19 protein-coding genes are annotated in these 15,700 nt (G+C 72.8%); 11 read left to right on the forward strand and 8 right to left on the reverse strand.

All coding sequences use genetic code 11. The features are described 5' to 3' along the window. Nucleotides 1-57 precede the first annotated feature (57 nt). Entirely contained in the window at nt 58-579 is a 522-nt protein-coding gene (locus ACP6CK_RS09115; protein WP_426958567.1) for a DUF3592 domain-containing protein, read from the reverse strand. A 111-nt stretch (nt 580-690) separates the two neighbouring features. Continuing rightward, complete coding sequence (locus tag ACP6CK_RS09120; protein WP_426958568.1) at nt 691-1,590, reverse strand: branched-chain amino acid aminotransferase; 900 nt, start codon at nt 1,588-1,590, stop codon at nt 691-693. Nucleotides 1,591-1,702: 112 nt separating this feature from the next. Between ACP6CK_RS09120 and ACP6CK_RS09125 the strand changes: the two genes are divergently transcribed. The 5 genes from ACP6CK_RS09125 (at nt 1,703) to ACP6CK_RS09145 (ending at nt 5,893) form a co-directional block, all read left to right on the forward strand. Beyond that, nucleotides 1,703-2,260: a MarR family winged helix-turn-helix transcriptional regulator gene (locus tag ACP6CK_RS09125; RefSeq protein WP_426958569.1), complete on the forward strand. Its 558-nt coding sequence runs from the start codon at nt 1,703-1,705 to the stop codon at nt 2,258-2,260. Between the two features lie 226 nt (nt 2,261-2,486). Next, entirely contained in the window at nt 2,487-3,188 is a 702-nt protein-coding gene (locus tag ACP6CK_RS09130; RefSeq protein WP_426958570.1) for a response regulator, read from the forward strand. Between the two features lie 36 nt (nt 3,189-3,224). Further along, nucleotides 3,225-4,607, forward strand: a complete 1,383-nt coding sequence (locus ACP6CK_RS09135; protein WP_426958571.1) for a sensor histidine kinase — start codon at nt 3,225-3,227, stop codon at nt 4,605-4,607. A 125-nt stretch (nt 4,608-4,732) separates the two neighbouring features. Beyond that, nucleotides 4,733-5,551, forward strand: a complete 819-nt coding sequence (cysE, locus tag ACP6CK_RS09140; protein WP_426958572.1) for a serine O-acetyltransferase — start codon at nt 4,733-4,735, stop codon at nt 5,549-5,551. Between the two features lie 156 nt (nt 5,552-5,707). Further along, nucleotides 5,708-5,893, forward strand: coding sequence for a hypothetical protein (locus ACP6CK_RS09145; RefSeq protein ID WP_426958573.1), 186 nt, complete (start codon nt 5,708-5,710; stop codon nt 5,891-5,893). Nucleotides 5,894-6,035: 142 nt separating this feature from the next. On the opposite strand, the gene ychF is transcribed toward ACP6CK_RS09145, so the two are convergent. Beyond that, the gene (gene ychF, locus ACP6CK_RS09150; protein ID WP_426958574.1) at nt 6,036-7,130 is read right to left on the reverse strand and encodes a redox-regulated ATPase YchF; all 1,095 of its coding nucleotides are present in this window, start codon (nt 7,128-7,130) and stop codon (nt 6,036-6,038) included. Nucleotides 7,131-7,270: 140 nt separating this feature from the next. On the opposite strand from ychF, the gene ACP6CK_RS09155 reads away from it, so the two are divergent. Both ACP6CK_RS09155 and ACP6CK_RS09160 read left to right on the forward strand, forming a co-directional pair. Next, entirely contained in the window at nt 7,271-7,456 is a 186-nt protein-coding gene (locus ACP6CK_RS09155) for a hypothetical protein (protein ID WP_426958575.1), read from the forward strand. A 90-nt stretch (nt 7,457-7,546) separates the two neighbouring features. Then, a complete protein-coding gene (locus ACP6CK_RS09160; protein ID WP_426958576.1) occupies nt 7,547-8,551 on the forward strand; it encodes a glycosyltransferase family protein in 1,005 nt (334 codons plus the stop codon). A 10-nt stretch (nt 8,552-8,561) separates the two neighbouring features. Here the strand turns inward: ACP6CK_RS09160 and arsC are convergent, their stop codons facing one another. The 3 genes from arsC to ACP6CK_RS09175 are packed head-to-tail and all read right to left on the reverse strand — an operon-like array spanning nt 8,562 to nt 10,315. Further along, nucleotides 8,562-8,921: an arsenate reductase (glutaredoxin) gene (arsC, locus tag ACP6CK_RS09165; protein ID WP_426958577.1), complete on the reverse strand. Its 360-nt coding sequence runs from the start codon at nt 8,919-8,921 to the stop codon at nt 8,562-8,564. A 56-nt stretch (nt 8,922-8,977) separates the two neighbouring features. After that, nucleotides 8,978-9,553 (reverse strand): aminoacyl-tRNA hydrolase, encoded by a 576-nt coding sequence (gene pth / locus ACP6CK_RS09170; RefSeq protein WP_426958578.1) that lies wholly within the window; start codon nt 9,551-9,553, stop codon nt 8,978-8,980. A gap of 54 nt (nt 9,554-9,607) precedes the next feature. Continuing rightward, complete coding sequence (locus ACP6CK_RS09175) at nt 9,608-10,315, reverse strand: 50S ribosomal protein L25/general stress protein Ctc (RefSeq protein ID WP_426958579.1); 708 nt, start codon at nt 10,313-10,315, stop codon at nt 9,608-9,610. A gap of 219 nt (nt 10,316-10,534) precedes the next feature. On the opposite strand from ACP6CK_RS09175, the gene ACP6CK_RS09180 reads away from it, so the two are divergent. Beyond that, nucleotides 10,535-13,300 carry a DUF2339 domain-containing protein gene (locus ACP6CK_RS09180; protein ID WP_426958580.1) on the forward strand — a complete coding sequence of 922 codons (2,766 nt, stop codon included), beginning with the start codon at nt 10,535-10,537 and terminating at the stop codon, nt 13,298-13,300. 81 nt (nt 13,301-13,381) lie between these two features. On the opposite strand, the gene ACP6CK_RS09185 is transcribed toward ACP6CK_RS09180, so the two are convergent. Beyond that, complete coding sequence (locus ACP6CK_RS09185) at nt 13,382-13,636, reverse strand: GlsB/YeaQ/YmgE family stress response membrane protein (protein WP_426958581.1); 255 nt, start codon at nt 13,634-13,636, stop codon at nt 13,382-13,384. Nucleotides 13,637-13,737: 101 nt separating this feature from the next. Here ACP6CK_RS09185 and ACP6CK_RS09190 point away from each other — a divergent pair, with 101 nt between their 5' ends. The 3 genes from ACP6CK_RS09190 (at nt 13,738) to ACP6CK_RS09200 (ending at nt 15,266) form a co-directional block, all read left to right on the forward strand. Continuing rightward, a complete protein-coding gene (locus tag ACP6CK_RS09190; RefSeq protein ID WP_426958582.1) occupies nt 13,738-14,214 on the forward strand; it encodes a SitI3 family protein in 477 nt (158 codons plus the stop codon). Between the two features lie 156 nt (nt 14,215-14,370). Next, nucleotides 14,371-14,736 (forward strand): ArsR/SmtB family transcription factor, encoded by a 366-nt coding sequence (locus ACP6CK_RS09195; protein WP_426958583.1) that lies wholly within the window; start codon nt 14,371-14,373, stop codon nt 14,734-14,736. Beyond that, nucleotides 14,733-15,266 (forward strand): SRPBCC family protein, encoded by a 534-nt coding sequence (locus tag ACP6CK_RS09200; protein WP_426958584.1) that lies wholly within the window; start codon nt 14,733-14,735, stop codon nt 15,264-15,266. The genes ACP6CK_RS09195 and ACP6CK_RS09200 overlap by 4 nt, the downstream gene beginning before the upstream one ends. 47 nt (nt 15,267-15,313) lie before the next feature. Here ACP6CK_RS09200 and ACP6CK_RS09205 read toward each other — a convergent pair whose 3' ends face one another. Further along, nucleotides 15,314-15,694, reverse strand: coding sequence for a PH domain-containing protein (locus tag ACP6CK_RS09205; RefSeq protein WP_426958585.1), 381 nt, complete (start codon nt 15,692-15,694; stop codon nt 15,314-15,316). Nucleotides 15,695-15,700 lie beyond the last annotated feature (6 nt).

Genomic DNA, 15,700 nt, shown 5'->3' on the forward strand with positions numbered 1-15,700 from the left:
CCTAAGTCAACCTTGTGCGCCGGGTCAAGCGCGGCAGCTACGGGGCTTCGCGGCGACCTATCCCAGGGCGGCCCGCGGTCCGGTGAAACGCAGCACGAGCGCGCCGACGAGGGTGAAGATCACGCCCAGCGGCAGCAGGATCGCGGGAGCCAGATAGGTGCCGACGAAGGTGGCCGGCGAGGCGCGCTCGGGTGCGGCAGGGTCATAGCGGAGGGTGGCGCGCTCGCCGACCGTCCAGGCGGGCGGGGAGGAGAAGACGTTGCTCGGTGCCTCGACCGCGCGTCCCTCGCGGGTGACGAAGCGGAAGACGGGGGCGGTGCCGCCCTCGCGGTTGCGGCTGAGCGAGGAGACGACCGCCTCGGCCGTGTCGGCGCGGGCGACGAAGGCGCGGGCGTCCAGGAACAGCCAGACGCCGAGAGCGAGCAGCAGAAGGCCGACGGGGAAGAAGATCCAGCCGACGAGCCGTGCGAGGCGCGGGCTGGCGGGCGCGACATGCTCCGTGCCGGCGTAGAAGCCGATCGTGGGGCCGGGCTCGGCGGAGCTGGTCCAGGGAGAGCGGGTGTCGGGCGCGTCGGACATGACGGGTGTTCTATGCCGCGCCGAGTTGCACGGGCAGGCACCACCGTGTCGCGACCGTCACGTGATCCGCCCCGGCGTGGCCGGGGCGGACCGTCGCGGTCGCGACGCGCGTCAGGCCGCGCGGCGCGTGACCTCTTCCGGCGTCATGCGGACGAGGCTCGTGTAGTCGTTGATCAGCGTCTCGGTGATGCGGCCGGGGGTGAAGCGGTGGTCGCCGATCTGGCGGACCGGCGTCACCTCGGCGGCGGTGCCGGCGAGGAAGACCTCGGAGGCGCGGCCGATCTCCTCGGCACCGATGGTGCGCTCCACCACCTTCATCTGGTTCTGGCGGGCGAGGCCCATCACCGTGCGGCGGGTGATGCCGTCCAGGAAGCAGATCGGGGTGGGGGTGTGGACCTCGCCGTCGAAGACGAAGAAGGCGTTCGCGCCGGTCGCCTCGGCCACGTCACCCTTGAAGTCGAGCATGAGGGCGTCATTGAAGCCCTCGGCCTCGGCGGCGTGCTTCGACATCGTGCCGATCATGTAGAGGCCGGCGGCCTTGGACGCGGTCGGCGCCGTGTCGGGCGCGGGGCGGCGCCACTTCGCCATGGCGAGCGTCACGCCCTTCATCCGGTCCTCGCCGAACAGGTTCGGCCAGGCCCAGGTGGCGATGGCCACGTGGATCTTCGTGTGCTGCGCGGCGACGGCCAGCATCTCCGAGCCGCGATAGGCGATCGGGCGGATATAGGCCTCGGTCAGGTTGTTGCGGCGCATCGTCTCGATGCAGGCCGCGTCGATCTCCTCCACCGTGTAGGGGATCTCGAAGCCGAGGATGCGCGCGCTCTCGAACAGGCGGTTGGTGTGCTCGCGCAGCTTGAAGATGTGGCCGCTATAGGCCCTCTCGCCCTCGAACACGCCGCTGGCATAGTGCAGCCCATGCGTGAGGACGTGGAGCTTGGCGTCGCGCCAGGGGACGAACTGGCCGTCGAACCAGATCTCGCCGTCGCGGTCGTCGAAGGGAACCAGAGCCATGGGGCTGTCCTCCAGGGGTTTTGGGTAATATTGTTGCTTGCAATGGCGTCACATTAAAAGGGTCGGGCGGATTGTGTCAACGAAGCTGACCCATGCAGGGAGCGGAGCAGCCATGCCGGAGGAGCCGGACACGCGCTTGCGGACGGTGGGCGGAGGCGTGCCCGGAGGAGCGGCGGGGCGGAACCTGCTCTTCCTTCGGGAGGAGGAGCTCAGGCTGGCGCAGGACCTGCTGTTCTTCGGATATCGGGACTTCACGGCGGGGCCGGACGCGATCCTGGCGGAGCTGGGGATGGGGCGGGCGCATCACCGGGTGCTGCACTTCCTCGGGCGGCGGCCCGGGCTGACGGTGGGGGAGCTGCTGGGCATCCTGGCGATCACGAAGCAGTCCCTGTCCCGCGTGCTGGCACCGCTGGTGGCCGAGGGATACGTGGCCCAGGCGCCCGGGCGCGCGGACCGGCGGCAGCGGCTGCTGTCGCTGACGGAGAAGGGCCAGGCGCTGGAGCGGCGGCTCTTCGAGCGGCAGCGGGAGACGATCACCCGCGCCTATCGGGAGGCGGGACCGGCGGCGGTGGAGGGATTCCGGCACGTCATGCGGGGGTTGATGGGCACCGACGCCCGGCGGGCGCTCGAACGGCTCAGCGGGGCGCCGCGGCCGACGGGGGATGCGTGAGGGGGATGGCGCTTTCGGCCCTGGGGAAAGGCGCTGCCTTTCCCCAGACCCCTATCCGCCAAGGGTCCAGACCCTTGGAACCCATTCTGTTTGCACCTGCGGCGTTGAAGGAGCTTCAGAGCCGGTTCCAGCACGGAGGCCATGAAACGGGTTCCAAGGGACTCGTCCCTTGGCGGATGGGGGGTTTGGGGGGAAGGCAGCGCCTTCCCCCCAAGGGCCACGCGCGATGACCGACGCCGCGCATCTCCTCGTCGTGGACGACGACGCGCGGCTGCGGACGCTGTTGCAGCGCTTCCTGGCCGAGCAGGGCTTCCGGGTGAGCGTGGCAGCGGACGCGGCGGCGGCGCGGGCGGCGCTGGCGTCGGTGGAGTTCGACCTGGTGGTCATGGACGTGATGATGCCCGGAGAGACCGGGCTGGACCTGGCGGAGGGGCTGCGGCGGGACGGGCAGGACGTGCCGATCCTCATGCTGACCGCGGCCGGGGCGCCCGATGACCGTGTGGCAGGGTTCGAGGCGGGGGTGGATGACTACCTTGCGAAGCCTTTCGACCCGCGCGAGCTGGCGCTGCGGATCCGGACAATCCTGAAGAGGACGGCCCCGGCAGCGCCCGCGGGGCCGATCCCGCTGGGGCCGGTGCAGCTCGGGCCGCGCTGGTTCGATCCGGAGCGGGGGGAGCTGCACGGGCCGGACGGCGTCTCCCGGTTGACGGGGGGCGAGGCGGGGCTGCTGGTGGCGCTGGCGCGGCGGTCCGGGGATGTGCTGTCCCGGGAAGAGATCGCGGCGGCCATGGGCACGCCGGACGCCGGGGAGCGGGCGGTGGACGTGACCGTGACGCGCCTGCGGCGGAAGATCGAGCCGGACCCGCGGGAGCCGCGGTTCCTGCAGACCGTGCGTCACCGGGGCTATGTGCTGCGGCCGGGGATGTGAGGACCTATCTTCGCGTCCAGTGAGCGGAGATCGGCGATGTCGGATCTGGTGATGCCGCCGGTGGTCGCGGAGCGGCGGCCGGGACGCGGGCGGGGGCTGGTGGGCGCGGTGATCCGGCGGATCGTGCCGCGCGGGCTGCTGGCGCGGGCGCTGCTGATCGTGCTGGTGCCGCTGGTGGTGACGCAGGGGATCGCGCTGCAGCTCTTCTACGGGACGCATCTCGACGTGATCTCGCGCCGGCTGGCGGGGGGTGTCGCGGGGGATGTCGCGATGGTGGTGGAGCTGCTGAACCGCCATCCCGTGCAGGAGGACCGGGGCTGGATCTTCCGGGAGGCGGCGTGGCGGCTGGACCTGAACCTGGCGCTGGAGCGCGGGGCGGAGCTGGGGCCCTCGGCGTCCCGGCGGGCGTCGCTGCCGCTGCTGCCGCTGGAGGAGGACCTGGACAACGCGCTGCGGGAGCGGCTGCGTCTGCCCTTCGACACGGATTGGCAGACCGATCCGCGCAGCGTGATCATCCGGGTGAGCCTGCCGGACGGGGTGCTGCACGTGGAGGCGCCGCGGAAACGGCTGTTCTCCGGGACGCTGTACCTGTTCGTCATCTGGCTGGTGGGGGCGTCGCTGCTGCTGTTCCTGGTGGCGGCGCTGTTCATGAAGAACCAGGTGCGCGCGCTGCGCCGGCTGGCGGCGGCGGCCGAGGCCTTCGGGATGGGGCGCGACCTGACGGGCGGCAGCATCAAGCCGGAGGGCGCGGCGGAGGTGCGGCAGGCGGCGGCGGCCTTCAACGGAATGCAGGCGCGCATCCGCCGCTTCGTGAGCCAGCGGACGGAGATGCTGGCGGGGATCAGCCACGACCTGCGGACGCCGCTGACGCGGATGCGGCTGGGGCTGGCGATGCTGCCGGAGGATGCGCGGGAGGACGCCGCGGCGCTCACCCAGGACGTGGAGGAGATGGAGCGGATGGTCGCGACCTACCTCGCCTTCGCCCGCGGGGAGGTGCAGGAGGTGGCGCGGCCGGCCGATCTGGCGGGGCTGGTGCGGGAGGTGGTGGGGCGCGTCTCCGGCGAGGGCGGGGATGTGACGCTGGAGGCGCCGGCGACGCTCGTGCTGCCGATGCGGGTGGACGCGATGCGGCGCTGCCTGGGGAACCTGATCGACAACGCGCGCAAGCACGCGCGCTTCGTGGCGGTGGAGGTCGTGCCCGTGCCGGGCTGGGCCGAGGTGCGGGTGGATGATGACGGCCCGGGCATCCCGGCGGAGTCGCGGGAGGAGGCGTTCAAGCCCTTCGCGTCCTTCTCCTCGGGCGGAACGGGGCTGGGGCTGGCGATCGCGCGGGACATCGCGCGGGCGCATGGCGGGGAGCTGGTGCTAGAGGAGAGCCCGATGGGCGGGCTGCGCGCGCGGGTGCGGCTGCCGGTGTGAGGCGGCAGCCCCGGACGGGACGCATGGCGCGGCGGGTCGGGGTTGCGTTCCGCGTGGTGGCGGGCCGCCCTGCGGCGTCCTAAATCGGGGGCGGCGCGCCCGCCGGCGCGGCAGGGGACCCGACCATGGATGACGGCCGGTTGACGATCGGGGCGGCGGAGCTGCCGGAGACCCCGGCGGCGCTGTGGGACGGGCTGCTGGCCGAGGCGGCCGCGGCGGCCGCGGCCGATCCTGTCCTGCGGGGGCTGATGGAGCTGGCGGTGCTGCGGCACCGCGACATGGAAGCCGGGCTGGCGGCGCTGCTCTCGCGCAAGCTGGCCGAGCCGCTGATGCCGGCCGAGCGGCTGGAGGATCTGGTGCGGGAGGCCGGGGCCGAGGTGGTCGCGCTGGCGGCCTCCGACCTGGCGGCGACGCGGCGGCGCGATCCGGCGGCCAACGGGGTGCTGACGCCCTTCCTCTACTACAAGGGGTTCCACGCGCTGGAGTGGCACCGCGTCGCGCACGGGCTGTGGCGGGACGGGCGGCGGGACCTGGCGCTGTACCTCCAGTCCCGCTGCTCCGAGGTGTTCGCGGTGGACATCCATCCCGCCGTGCCCGTGGGGCGCGGCGTGTTCATCGACCACGGGACGGGGGTCGTCGTCGGGGAGACGGCGGTGATCGGGAACGACGTCTCCATCCTGCAGGGCGTGACGCTGGGCGGGACGGGGAAGGAGCGCGGGGACCGGCACCCGAAGGTGCGGGACGGGGTGCTGCTCTCGGCCGGGGCGAAGGTGCTCGGAAACATCGAGATCGGGCGCGGGGCGAAGGTGGGTGCGGGCAGCGTGGTGCTGGCCGACGTGCCGAACTGCGCGACCGTCGCCGGCGTGCCGGCACGGGTGGTGGGCTGGTGCCGGGATGCCGTGCCGGCGCTGGCGATGGATCAGAGCCTGCCGGCTGGACAGTAGCGCCCGCGCGGGACGTCTCGCGCGGTTCGTGTCAACCGGCGAAAGGCTTTCCTCGAATTCATGTGATGGCCGCTTGTGTGACGGCCGGTAACGCGCGAACGTCCTCACGCACCAGGGGAAATGGGGGCTACAATGCGTTGGATTATCGGTGGTTTGATGGTGGCTGCGGTGGCCGGTTTCGCGGCGCCGTCCCAGGCGGCGATGGTTGCCGGGACCGCGACGACGGCGATCGAGTCCGCCCGTGAGGCGACGACCCTGAAGGCCGAGGACGCGGCGACCCGCCGTCGTCCCCGCCGCACGACCCGCACGCGCCGCGCGGCGCCGGCGCCGGTCGCGCAGTAAGGGGTCGGTCCGGGCGCTTCGGCGCCCGGTCGGTTCGGGAAGGGCTCGGCGGTCTCCGCCGGGCCCTTTCTCGTTTGCGGGGTGCTGATGATGCGCCCTCGCGGGCGGGGAGCGCCCGTCCCTCCCCCGCCCTACCCGGCGCTCAGACGTTGAAGCGGAAGAGCAGGACGTCGCCGTCCTTCACGACGTACTCCTTGCCCTCGACCCGCATCTTGCCGGCCTCCTTCGCGCCCTGCTCGCCGTTGAGGGCGACGAAGTCGTCATAGGCGATCGTCTCGCAGGCGATGAAGCCGCGCTCGAAGTCGTTGTGGATCACGGCGGCGGCCTGCGGGGCCTTGGTGCCCTTGGTGATCGTCCAGGCGCGGGATTCCTTGGGGCCGCAGGTGAAGTAGGTGATCAGGCCGAGCAGGTCGTGGCCGGCGCGGATGATCCGGTCCAGGCCGCTGTCCTTCAGGCCGAGGGAGTCCAGGAACTCGGCGCGGTCGGCGTCGGGCATCTGGCTGATCTCGGCCTCGATGGCGGCGGAGACGATGACGGCCTTCGCGCCCTCCGCCTTCGCGCGCTCCTCCACGCGGGCGGAGTGGGCATTGCCGGTGGCGGCCGAGGCTTCCTCGACGTTGCAGACGTAGAGGACGGGCTTCGTCGTCATCAGCTGGAGCTTCGCGGCGGCGGCGCGCTGGTCATCGGGAACGGCGGTGCGGGCGGGCTTGCCGGCGGAGAGCGCGGCGACGATGGGCTCGGCGAGGGCGACGAAGGCGGCGCTCTCTTTGTCGCCGTTCTTCGCCTTCTTCTGCGCGGGCAGAAGGCGCTTCTCCAGGCTGTCGAGGTCGGCGAGCATGAGCTCGGTCTCGACGGTCTCGGCGTCGCGGATCGGGTCCACGCTGCCTTCGACATGGGTGATGTCGCCGTCCTCGAAGCAGCGGAGGACGTGGACGATGGCGTCCACCTCCCGGATGTTCGCGAGGAACTGGTTGCCGAGGCCCTCCCCGCGGGACGCGCCGCGGACGAGGCCGGCGATGTCCACGAATTCGAGGGAGGTCGGGACCTTCTTCTGCGACTTGCCGATGCGGGTCAGCTCATCCAGCCGCGGGTCGGGGACGGCGACGCGGCCGACATTCGGCTCGATCGTGCAAAAGGGATAGTTGGCGGCCTGGGCGGCCGCGGTCTGGGTGAGCGCGTTGAAAAGGGTTGATTTGCCGACGTTCGGCAGGCCGACGATGCCGCAGTTGAAGCCCATGGGGGGTGATAGGTCCGGGTGCTGGGTTGCAGGTCTGGGAGTTCGGCCGCGGACTTACGCCGGGGGCGTGGCCGGCGCCAGGGGCGTGCCGCCGGGCGGGGGCCGCGGGCGTTCCAGACCTTGCACACGGAGGAGCGGCGATGACCGACGACACGGGCCCGGAGACCAAGGGGGAGAAGACGCCGCGCATCCCGCGCCCGCCGACGAGGGAGGAGCTGGACCAGATCAGCGAGGCGCAGGCGATGATCACGGATGAATGGGCGCCCGCACCCCGGGAGGGGGAGCGCCCGCGCGATCCCGGGCGGAAGAACTCCCCGGCCGGGTAGCGCGACGGGCGTTACTGCCGGGGCGCGATCGGCCCCCGTCGAGGCACCGCCAGACGTTCCGGCGGTGGCGAGCGCGGTCTATGACGGCCCATGGGCATACAGCGGCCGCGCGTGCTGGAGATCGGGCCCTTCTGCCTGTTCGCGCAGGCCTGGCCCGAGACGACGGAGTTCCTCTTCGCCGGGGCGGAGCGGTACGGCGTGGCCGGCGCCCTGCCCGCGCGGTTCCGTCGGGAGCGGTGGCGCGGGGCGGAGGGGTTCGACCTGGTCGTCGCGCACACGGCGGCGGAGGACTGGTCGCGGCCGGAGGCGCTGAAGCGGCTGCTCGCGCCGCGCCGGCGCGCGGATGCGGCGGCGGCCCTCGCCTGGGAGCTGGCGCGGCAGGGGGCCGGGCCCCGCGTGCCGGTCGCGGTGCTCGACATGCATGATGAGCGGGCCATCCACCGGCGCGACCTGCCGCTGCTGCGGAGCTGCGTGCGCTACTTCAAGCGGGAGCTGCCGGCGAATGCGGCCACGGCTTTCGCACCCGGCCTGCGCGGGCCGGGGCTGGACGCGCTGCTGCCGAAGCTGCGGCCGATCTCCCTCGGGCTGTCGGCGGCGGTGGTGGCGGAGGCGCCGTCAGGGCCGGTGCAGAAGGAGGTGGACGTGTTCTTCGCGGGCCACCTCTCCCACGCTCCGGAGATTCGCGGGGCGGGTCTGGCGCAGATCGAGGCGCTGGCGGCGGAGGGCGTGCGGGTGGATGTGGCGCGGAAGCGGATGCCGCGGCCGGACTTCCTGGCGCGCTGTGCCCGGGCACGGATCGTCTGGTCGCCGGAAGGGCTGGGGTGGGACTGCTTCCGGCACTACGAGGCGGCGCTGTGCGGCGCGGTGCCGCTGGTGAACCTGCCCTCAATCCGGCGGCATGCGCCGCTGTCCGAGGGGGAGCACGCGATCCACTACGCGGTGGAGGAGGACGGGCTGCGGCGGGCGGTGCTGGGCGCGCTGCGCGATCCTGGGCGGCTGGAGGCGATGGGGCGGGCGGCGCGGGACCACATGCTGCGGCACCACACGCACGACGCGCTGTGCGATTACGTCGTGCGGGAGTGTCTGGGACGGTGAGACTGCCGCGTCAGGATGCCGGCAGGATGTCCCGCACGCGATCGGCCGGGCGGCAGAGGCGGACGCCGCGCGGCGTCTCCACGAAGGGGCGGTTCAGCAGGATGGGGTGGGCGGCGATGGCGTCGAGCAGCGCGTCGTCGGTCTGGGTGCGGTCGTCGAGGCCGAGCTCCGTGTAGGGCGTCTCCTTCTGGCGCAGGGCCTCGCGGAGCGTCAGGCCGGCGCGGGCGACGAGGTCCCGAACCTGCGCGCGGTCCGGCGGGGTCTTCAGGTATTCGACGATGACGGGCTCGATGCCGGCCTCGCGGATGAGGGCGAGGGTGTTGCGGGAGGTGCCGCAAGCCGGGTTGTGCCAGATGGTCACGCGATCCATGGCGGGTCTGCCTTCCCTGGTGTTCGGATGGAGCTTGCCGCGGACCTGGGCCGCGATCAGGCCTGCTGGGTGAGCAGGGCGACCTTCGTCATGAAATCCTCCGGCTTGCCCTCCGCGAGCAGGGGCGCGCAGTCGGCCACGGCGTCCAGCAGGCGGTCGAGCCATTCGGCATCCACCTTCGCGAAGTTGCCGAGGACGTGGCCGTGGACGCGGTCCTTGTGGCCGGGATGGCCGATGCCGAGGCGGACGCGGGCGAAGTCCGGGGAGGCGAAGGCCCGCTGCATGTCGCGCAGGCCGTTGTGGCCGGCGGCGCCGCCGCCCTTCTTCACGCGGACCTTGCCGGGGGCGAGGTCGAGCTCGTCGTGGAAGGCGGTGATGTCGGCGACGGGGATCTTGTGGAACGCGGCGGCGGGCTGCACCGAGTTGCCGCTGTCGTTCATGTAGGTCTGCGGCTTCAGCAGGACGATGCGCTGGCCGGCCACCGAGCCCTCGGAGACCTCGCCCTTGAAGCGGGCACGCCAGGGGGCGAAGCGGTGGCGCTGCGCGATGCGCTCCACGGCCATGAAGCCGATGTTGTGGCGCTGGCGGGCGTGCTCCGCGCCAGGATTTCCGAGGCCGACCCAGAGTTGCATGGCGGAGGTTCGCGCCGCCCGGACCCTCGCGGGGGCCGGGCGGCGCGGCGGTCGCTACTTCTTCTTCGCGGGGGCCTTGGCGGCCGGGGCCGCCTTGCCGGCCGCGGCGGCCGGGGCAGCGCCCTTGGCGCCGGCCTTCTGCTTCGTCGCCGGGGTCTCGGCGGCGGGGGCGGCGGCGACGGGCTCGGCCTCGGCGACCGTCGGCGGGGCGAGGGTCAGCACCACGAAGTCGCGGCCGAGGGTCGGCGTCGCGCCCTGGGCGTCCTTCACGTTCGACCAGCGCAGCGTGTCGCCGATGGCGGCCTCGGAGACATCGATCTCGAAGCGCTCGGGCACGTTGTCCGGGTCGGCCATCACCTCGAGGTCGCGGCGGACGAGGTTGACGACGCCGCCGGCCTTCAGGCCGGGGGAGGCGTCCTCGCCCTGCACCACCACGGGCACCTTGACGCGGATGCGCTGGCCGGCGGCCAGGCGCTGGAAGTCCACGTGCACGGGCTGGTCGGAGACGGGGTGGAACTGCACCTCGCGCATCAGGCAGCGCTCGGTCGGGCCGTCCTTCACCGCCACCTCGTAGAGGTGGGACTGCCAGCCGCCCTTGTGCATCTCCTTCATCACGTCGCGCGGGTCGAGGGCGAGGAGGGTCGCCACCTGCTTCGCGCCGTAGATGACCGCGGGGACCATGCCCCCACGCCGGGTCGCGCGCGCCGCCCCCTTACCGGCCCGCTCACGCGACGCGGCCTCGATCCGAATGGTCTGGACCATTGGCTGTGTTCCTTCGTGAATTGGGTGTGTCGCGGTTTGCCGGCGTGCCGGAAACGCGAAGCGCCGGCCTCCAGGGGTGCCGGCGCGGGGGGCCGTGTAGGACATCGGGGGGCGGGGCGCAACCGGAACGAGGTGTCGCACGGGCCGGTTCCGCGGGCGGGACGGACGCGACACGCGGCGCGTTGACCCCGGACGGCGGCGGAACGAGCTTCCGCGACCATGTTCGACAATGCCTTCGCCTTCGGGCTGTTCCTGCTCCTCGCCATCGTGGTGGGGTGGTTCCTGGGCGTGCGCGGGTGGTTCCTGGCGCGCCGGGCCAGGCGGGAGGTGGCGGAGCTCCGGGCGGCGCTGGTCGCGGCGGGAGTGCCCCTGCCGGGTGGGGTGGGGATCGTAGCGCCCGGGATGGCGGCTTCGGCGCCTGCGCCTGCGCCGGTGGCGCGGCCCTGGGAACGACCGGCGGCTCCGCCGGTGGCGGCGGAGCCGGTCGTCGCGCCCGTCGTCGCGCCGGTGGGCGAGCCGGAGATGGAGCCGGCCGGCGCGGCGGTGTGGTCCGAGCGGGCTCCGGCAGAGGAGGTTCCCTCCCCTGCCCCGCCGCCGCGTCCCGCGCGGGCGCGACCGGGGCTGGAGGAGGCGCTGACCCAGCGCTGGGGCGTGTGGCTGGGGGCGGTGGCGATCCTGCTCTCGGGCGTGTTCCTCGTGCGGTATGCGGCGGAGCAGGGCTGGCTGGGTCCGGCCGCGCGCTGCGTGGCGGCGGCGGTGCTCGGCGTCGTGCTGGTGGCCGGGGCGGAGTGGCTGCGGCGGCGGCCGGCGCGGGAGAGCGCCTCCGCCCTGCCCGACTTGGCGCCGGCGGCGCTGGCGGCGGGCGGCGTCGCGGTGCTGTTCGGGGCGGCCTATGGCGCGGCGGTGCTCTACGCGCTGGTGCCGGCGGTGATCGGCTTCGCGCTGCTGGCGGCCGCGGCCCTGGCGGGGCTGGCGCTGGCGCTGGTGTTCGGGCCGCTGGTGGCGGCGGTGGGGATCGTCGGGGCCTATGTGACGCCGGCGCTGGTGGGCTCGGCCGATCCGTCGGTGCCGGGGCTGTTCGTTTACCTGCTGGTGGTGACGGCGGCGGCGCTGGCAGTGGTGCGGCAGGTCGGCGCGGTGTGGCTGGGCTGGGCGGCGATCCTGGCGGCCTCCTTCTGGGTCGCGGTCGGTAAGTCCATGGCGGATGGCGCGGACCTCTGGGCCCCGGCGCTCTTCGTGCCGGCGGCGGCGGCGGTGCATCTGGCGCTGCTGCCGGGGGCGGCGCTGGACGGGAAGATCGGGCGGCGGCTGGCCTGGGTGCCCGTGGCGGTGCTGGGATTCGCGGGGCTCGTGCTCGTGCCCGGGGCGAAGGTGCTGGCGCCCGCCGTGGGGCTGTTGCTGCTGACGCCTGTGACGGTGTGGAAGGGCTTCTCCGAGCCGCGGATGGATCGTCTGCCCTGGCTGGCGGCGGCCTTCGGGTGGCTGATGCTGCTCATCTGGGCGGTGCCGGACTGGAAGCCGGCCGGCGAGGTGGTGCGGGCGGAGGATGCGGTCGTCGCCATCCTGCCGACCGGGGCCTGGCTGCCGGAGGCGCTGCGGCCGTTCCTGTCGTTGGCGGGCATCCTGGCGGGGATGCATCTGCTGGCCGGGCTGGTCGGGGAGCGGCGCGCGGCGCATCCCGTGCGCTGGGCAGCGCTGCCGGCCGCGGTGCCGGTGCTGGTGCTGCTGCTAGCCTATGCGCGGGTGAAGGGCTTCGCGCAGGACACGGGTTGGGCCTTCGCGGCGCTGGCGCTGGCGGCGGGGCTGGTCGGGTTGGCGGCGCTGGCGGCGAAGGACCGCACGGCGGAGGCGCGGCGGCGGGCCGGGGCGCATGCGGCCGGGGCGGTGGCGGCGATCGCGCTCGGCGCGTCCATGGTGCTGACGGAGCAGTGGCTGACGCTGGCGGTGGCGGTGCTGTTGCCGCCGCTGGCCTGGATCGAGGCGCGGACGGACCTGCCGGCGCTGCGGCGCGTGGCGCTGGCGGTGGCGGCGGTGGTGCTGGTGCGGCTGCTGCTGAACGGGGAGGTGCTGGACTACGCCTTCGGGCCGGCGCCGGTGCTGAACGGCATCTGGCTGGCCTATGGCGTGCCGGCGGCGTGCTTTGCGCTGGCGGCGGTTCTGTTCCGGCGGCGAGGGGATGACTCCACCGTGGCGCTGCTGGAATTCGGGGCGAGCGCCTTCGTCGGCGCGCTGGCGGTCCTGCTCATCCGGCACGCGGTGACGGGCGGCGACCTGAAATCGGGCGTCTGGGGCTTCCGGGAGGCGGCGCTGGACGTGCTGGCGCTGGCGATGGTGGCGACGGGGCTGCGGCGGCTGGATGCGCGGCTGGGCGGGCGGCCGATGCTCCGCCTGGCCTGGGGGCTGTACCAGGCGGGGGCGGTGCTACTGGGCATCGTGCTGATCGTCCGGAACCCGGCCTTCGAGGTCGGGGACGTGCTCGTGCCCTGGCCGGTCTTTAACGAGATGCTGCTGGCCTACGCGTTGCCGGCGGCGCTGGCCGCCGCCGCGGCGCGGCAGGTGCGGGAGCCGCTCTATCGCGGCGCGCTCGGGCTCTACGCGCTGGTCGCGGCCTTCGTCTGGGTGACGCTGACGGTGCGGCACCGCTTCCACCCGGTGGAGATGTCGCTGAATCTGGAGGAGGTGCTGGACTCCGAGCTGTGGAGCTACAGCGGGGCCTGGCTGGCCTTCGGTGCGGCACTGCTCGCGCTGGGGATCCGGCAGGGGTCGAAGGCGCTGCGGCTCGCCTCCCTGGCGGTGCTGGGCCTGACCGTCGGCAAGGTGTTCCTCGTGGACATGTCCGAACTGACGGGGCTGTGGCGGGTGCTGAGCTTCCTCGGGCTGGGGCTGGCGCTGATCGCGCTGGGGCGGGTGTACCGCCGCTTCGTGGTGTCGCCGGCGCCCGTCGCACCGGATCCGGAGCAGCCGGAACAGGCGCCGGCCGCCTGAGGCGATGGGGCCCGGGCGCACGAAGGCCGCGGACACCGCCGGAATGAGGCGGTGCCGCGGCCCTGGATCGCGGTCGGGCCGTCAGACCGTGCGGCGGCCGACGACCATGCGGTAGATCAGCAGGAGGATGACGGCGCCGACCACCGCGCCGATGAAGCCGGCGCCCTCGCCCGCGCGGTACCAGCCCACCGCCTGGCCGAGGTAGGTGGCGACCACGGCGCCGATGATGCCGAGCAGCGTGGTGATGATGAAGCCGCCCGGGTCGCGGCCGGGCATCAGGAACTTCGCGACGGCGCCGGCGATGAAGCCGATGATGATCGACCAGATGATGCCCATGGTGGGTCCGCTCCGTAGGGTTTGTGCAAAGTGAGCGTTGATCCGCGGCGCGGGTTTCAGGCGATGTCGCGCGACTCGCTGGAGGTCGGGGGAAGTGGCAGGTGGGACTCTGGTACGACCTGTACCTCGAGTGGCCGCGCGGGCTGGAGGCGGCCGAGGCACTGATCGATTCGGCCTTTCCCGGGCGCGTTCCGGGCGGGGGCGGCTTCGAGCCGCATGGGTGCGGCATCGCGTTGCGGCCGGCGGCGGAGGGATTGGATTGGCGGCCGCTGTTCGGTGGCGGCTTCCAGCCCTCGCTGCGAGCGACCTTCGACATCCGGCGCTTCCTGCCAGACGGGCCCTTCGTCGCGGACGGACCGCCGGAGGTGGTGCGGCGCGGGGCTGATACGGCGCTGCGGGCTTCGCTCGTGTTGCTCGGCGCGTCGGAGGGGGATGGGGTGTTCCTGTTCTACGGGGAGACGCCGCTTCTGCTCCGGCGGGGCGGATGGGTGGTGGTGAGCGAGGGCCCGTTCTGGGATGCGCGACGGCTGGGATGGGTGCCCTGGCCGTTCGAGCGGGCGCCGTTGCCGACGCTCTGAGTCCGGTTCATCCCGACGGCGCTCTCCGCGGGTCATGGAGCCGGAAGCTGTCGCGCGGGATGAAGAGGTCCCGGACGCCGCGGCCGTTCTCGTTGGCACAATGAACATTCAACCTTCTGGTTGACGGTCCAAGATCGGGCGCGCATATTCAACCAAATGGTTGAATTACCGACAACAGAACTGGACAGCGTCTTTCACGCGCTCGGCGACGCGACGCGGCGGCGCATGCTGCGGAACTTGGCGCAGGGGGAACGGACGGTCGGGCAGCTTGCCCAGCCCTTCGCGATCTCGCTCGCGGCGGCGTCGAAGCACATCCGGGCGCTGGAGAATGCCGGGCTGATCCGGCGGGAGGTGCGCGGCCGCACGCATCTCTGCCGGCTCGACGCCGGGCCGCTCGCGAAGGCCCAGGACTGGCTGCGCTTCTACGAGCGGTTCTGGACGGATCGCCTGGACGCCCTCGAACGCCTTCTCCGCGCGGAGGAGGCGCCCCCATCCACGCCATCCGAAGGAGACAAGGGATGAACGACGTCATGATGCCGGACGCCTATGGGGTTCTGACCGAGCCCGCCACGCTGACGATCCAGCGGCTCCTGCCCGGTCCGATCGACCGGGTGTGGCGGTATCTCACGGAGGGTGAGCTGCGCCGGCAGTGGCTGGCGGCCGGCGAGATGGAGATGCGCGTCGGCGCGGCCTTCGAGCTGGTCTGGCGCAATGACGAGCTGACCGATCCGCCGGGACATCGGCCGGAGGGCCATTCCGCAGAGCATCGGCTGGAGAGCCGGATCACCGAGCTCGATCCACCGCGTCGGCTCTCCATCACCTGGGGTCGGAGCGGCGGCGTGACCTTCACGCTGGAGCCGGCGGGGGAGCGGGTGCTGCTGACGCTCGTGCATCATCGCCTGCCGGATCGCGAGACGATGCTGAATGTCAGCGCCGGCTGGCACAATCACCTGGACGTGCTGGCGGCCAAGATGGCGGGCGGGCAGACCGATCCGTTCTGGGACGGGTGGCTCCGGTTGAAGACGGAGTACGAGGCGCGGTTGCCGGGCTGAGTCCCGCCGTCGCACGGCGTCGGATGGCGCCGTGCGACCGGGTGGTCCTACTTGCCCAGGACGCAGGCGGCGATGGTGCGGTGGACCTCCGCGATGCCGCCGCCGCGGGGGAAGGTGCGGGCGATAGGCTCCGTCACGCCGCGGAGCCAGATCTTCAGCTCCGCCTCCATGTCAAAGGTGCCGGCGGTTTCCACGGAGAAGCGCGCGACCTCCCGGAAGGGGATGGAGAGGTATTCGGTCTTGCGGCCGGTCACGCCCTGCCGATCCACGAGGATGAGGCGTCGGTCGGTGAAGACGAGCATGTCCCGCACGACCCGATAGGCGGCGGCGATGCTCTCGCCGGGGACGAGGATGGTGGCGAACTCGTCGTCCAGCTTGCCGGTGTCCACGTCGGACGAGTGGCCGAGGATGGCGTTGAACAGGCCCATGGCGGT

Source organism: Muricoccus radiodurans (assembly GCF_050154705.1).
Classification (GTDB): Bacteria; Pseudomonadota; Alphaproteobacteria; order Acetobacterales; family Acetobacteraceae; genus Roseomonas; species Roseomonas radiodurans.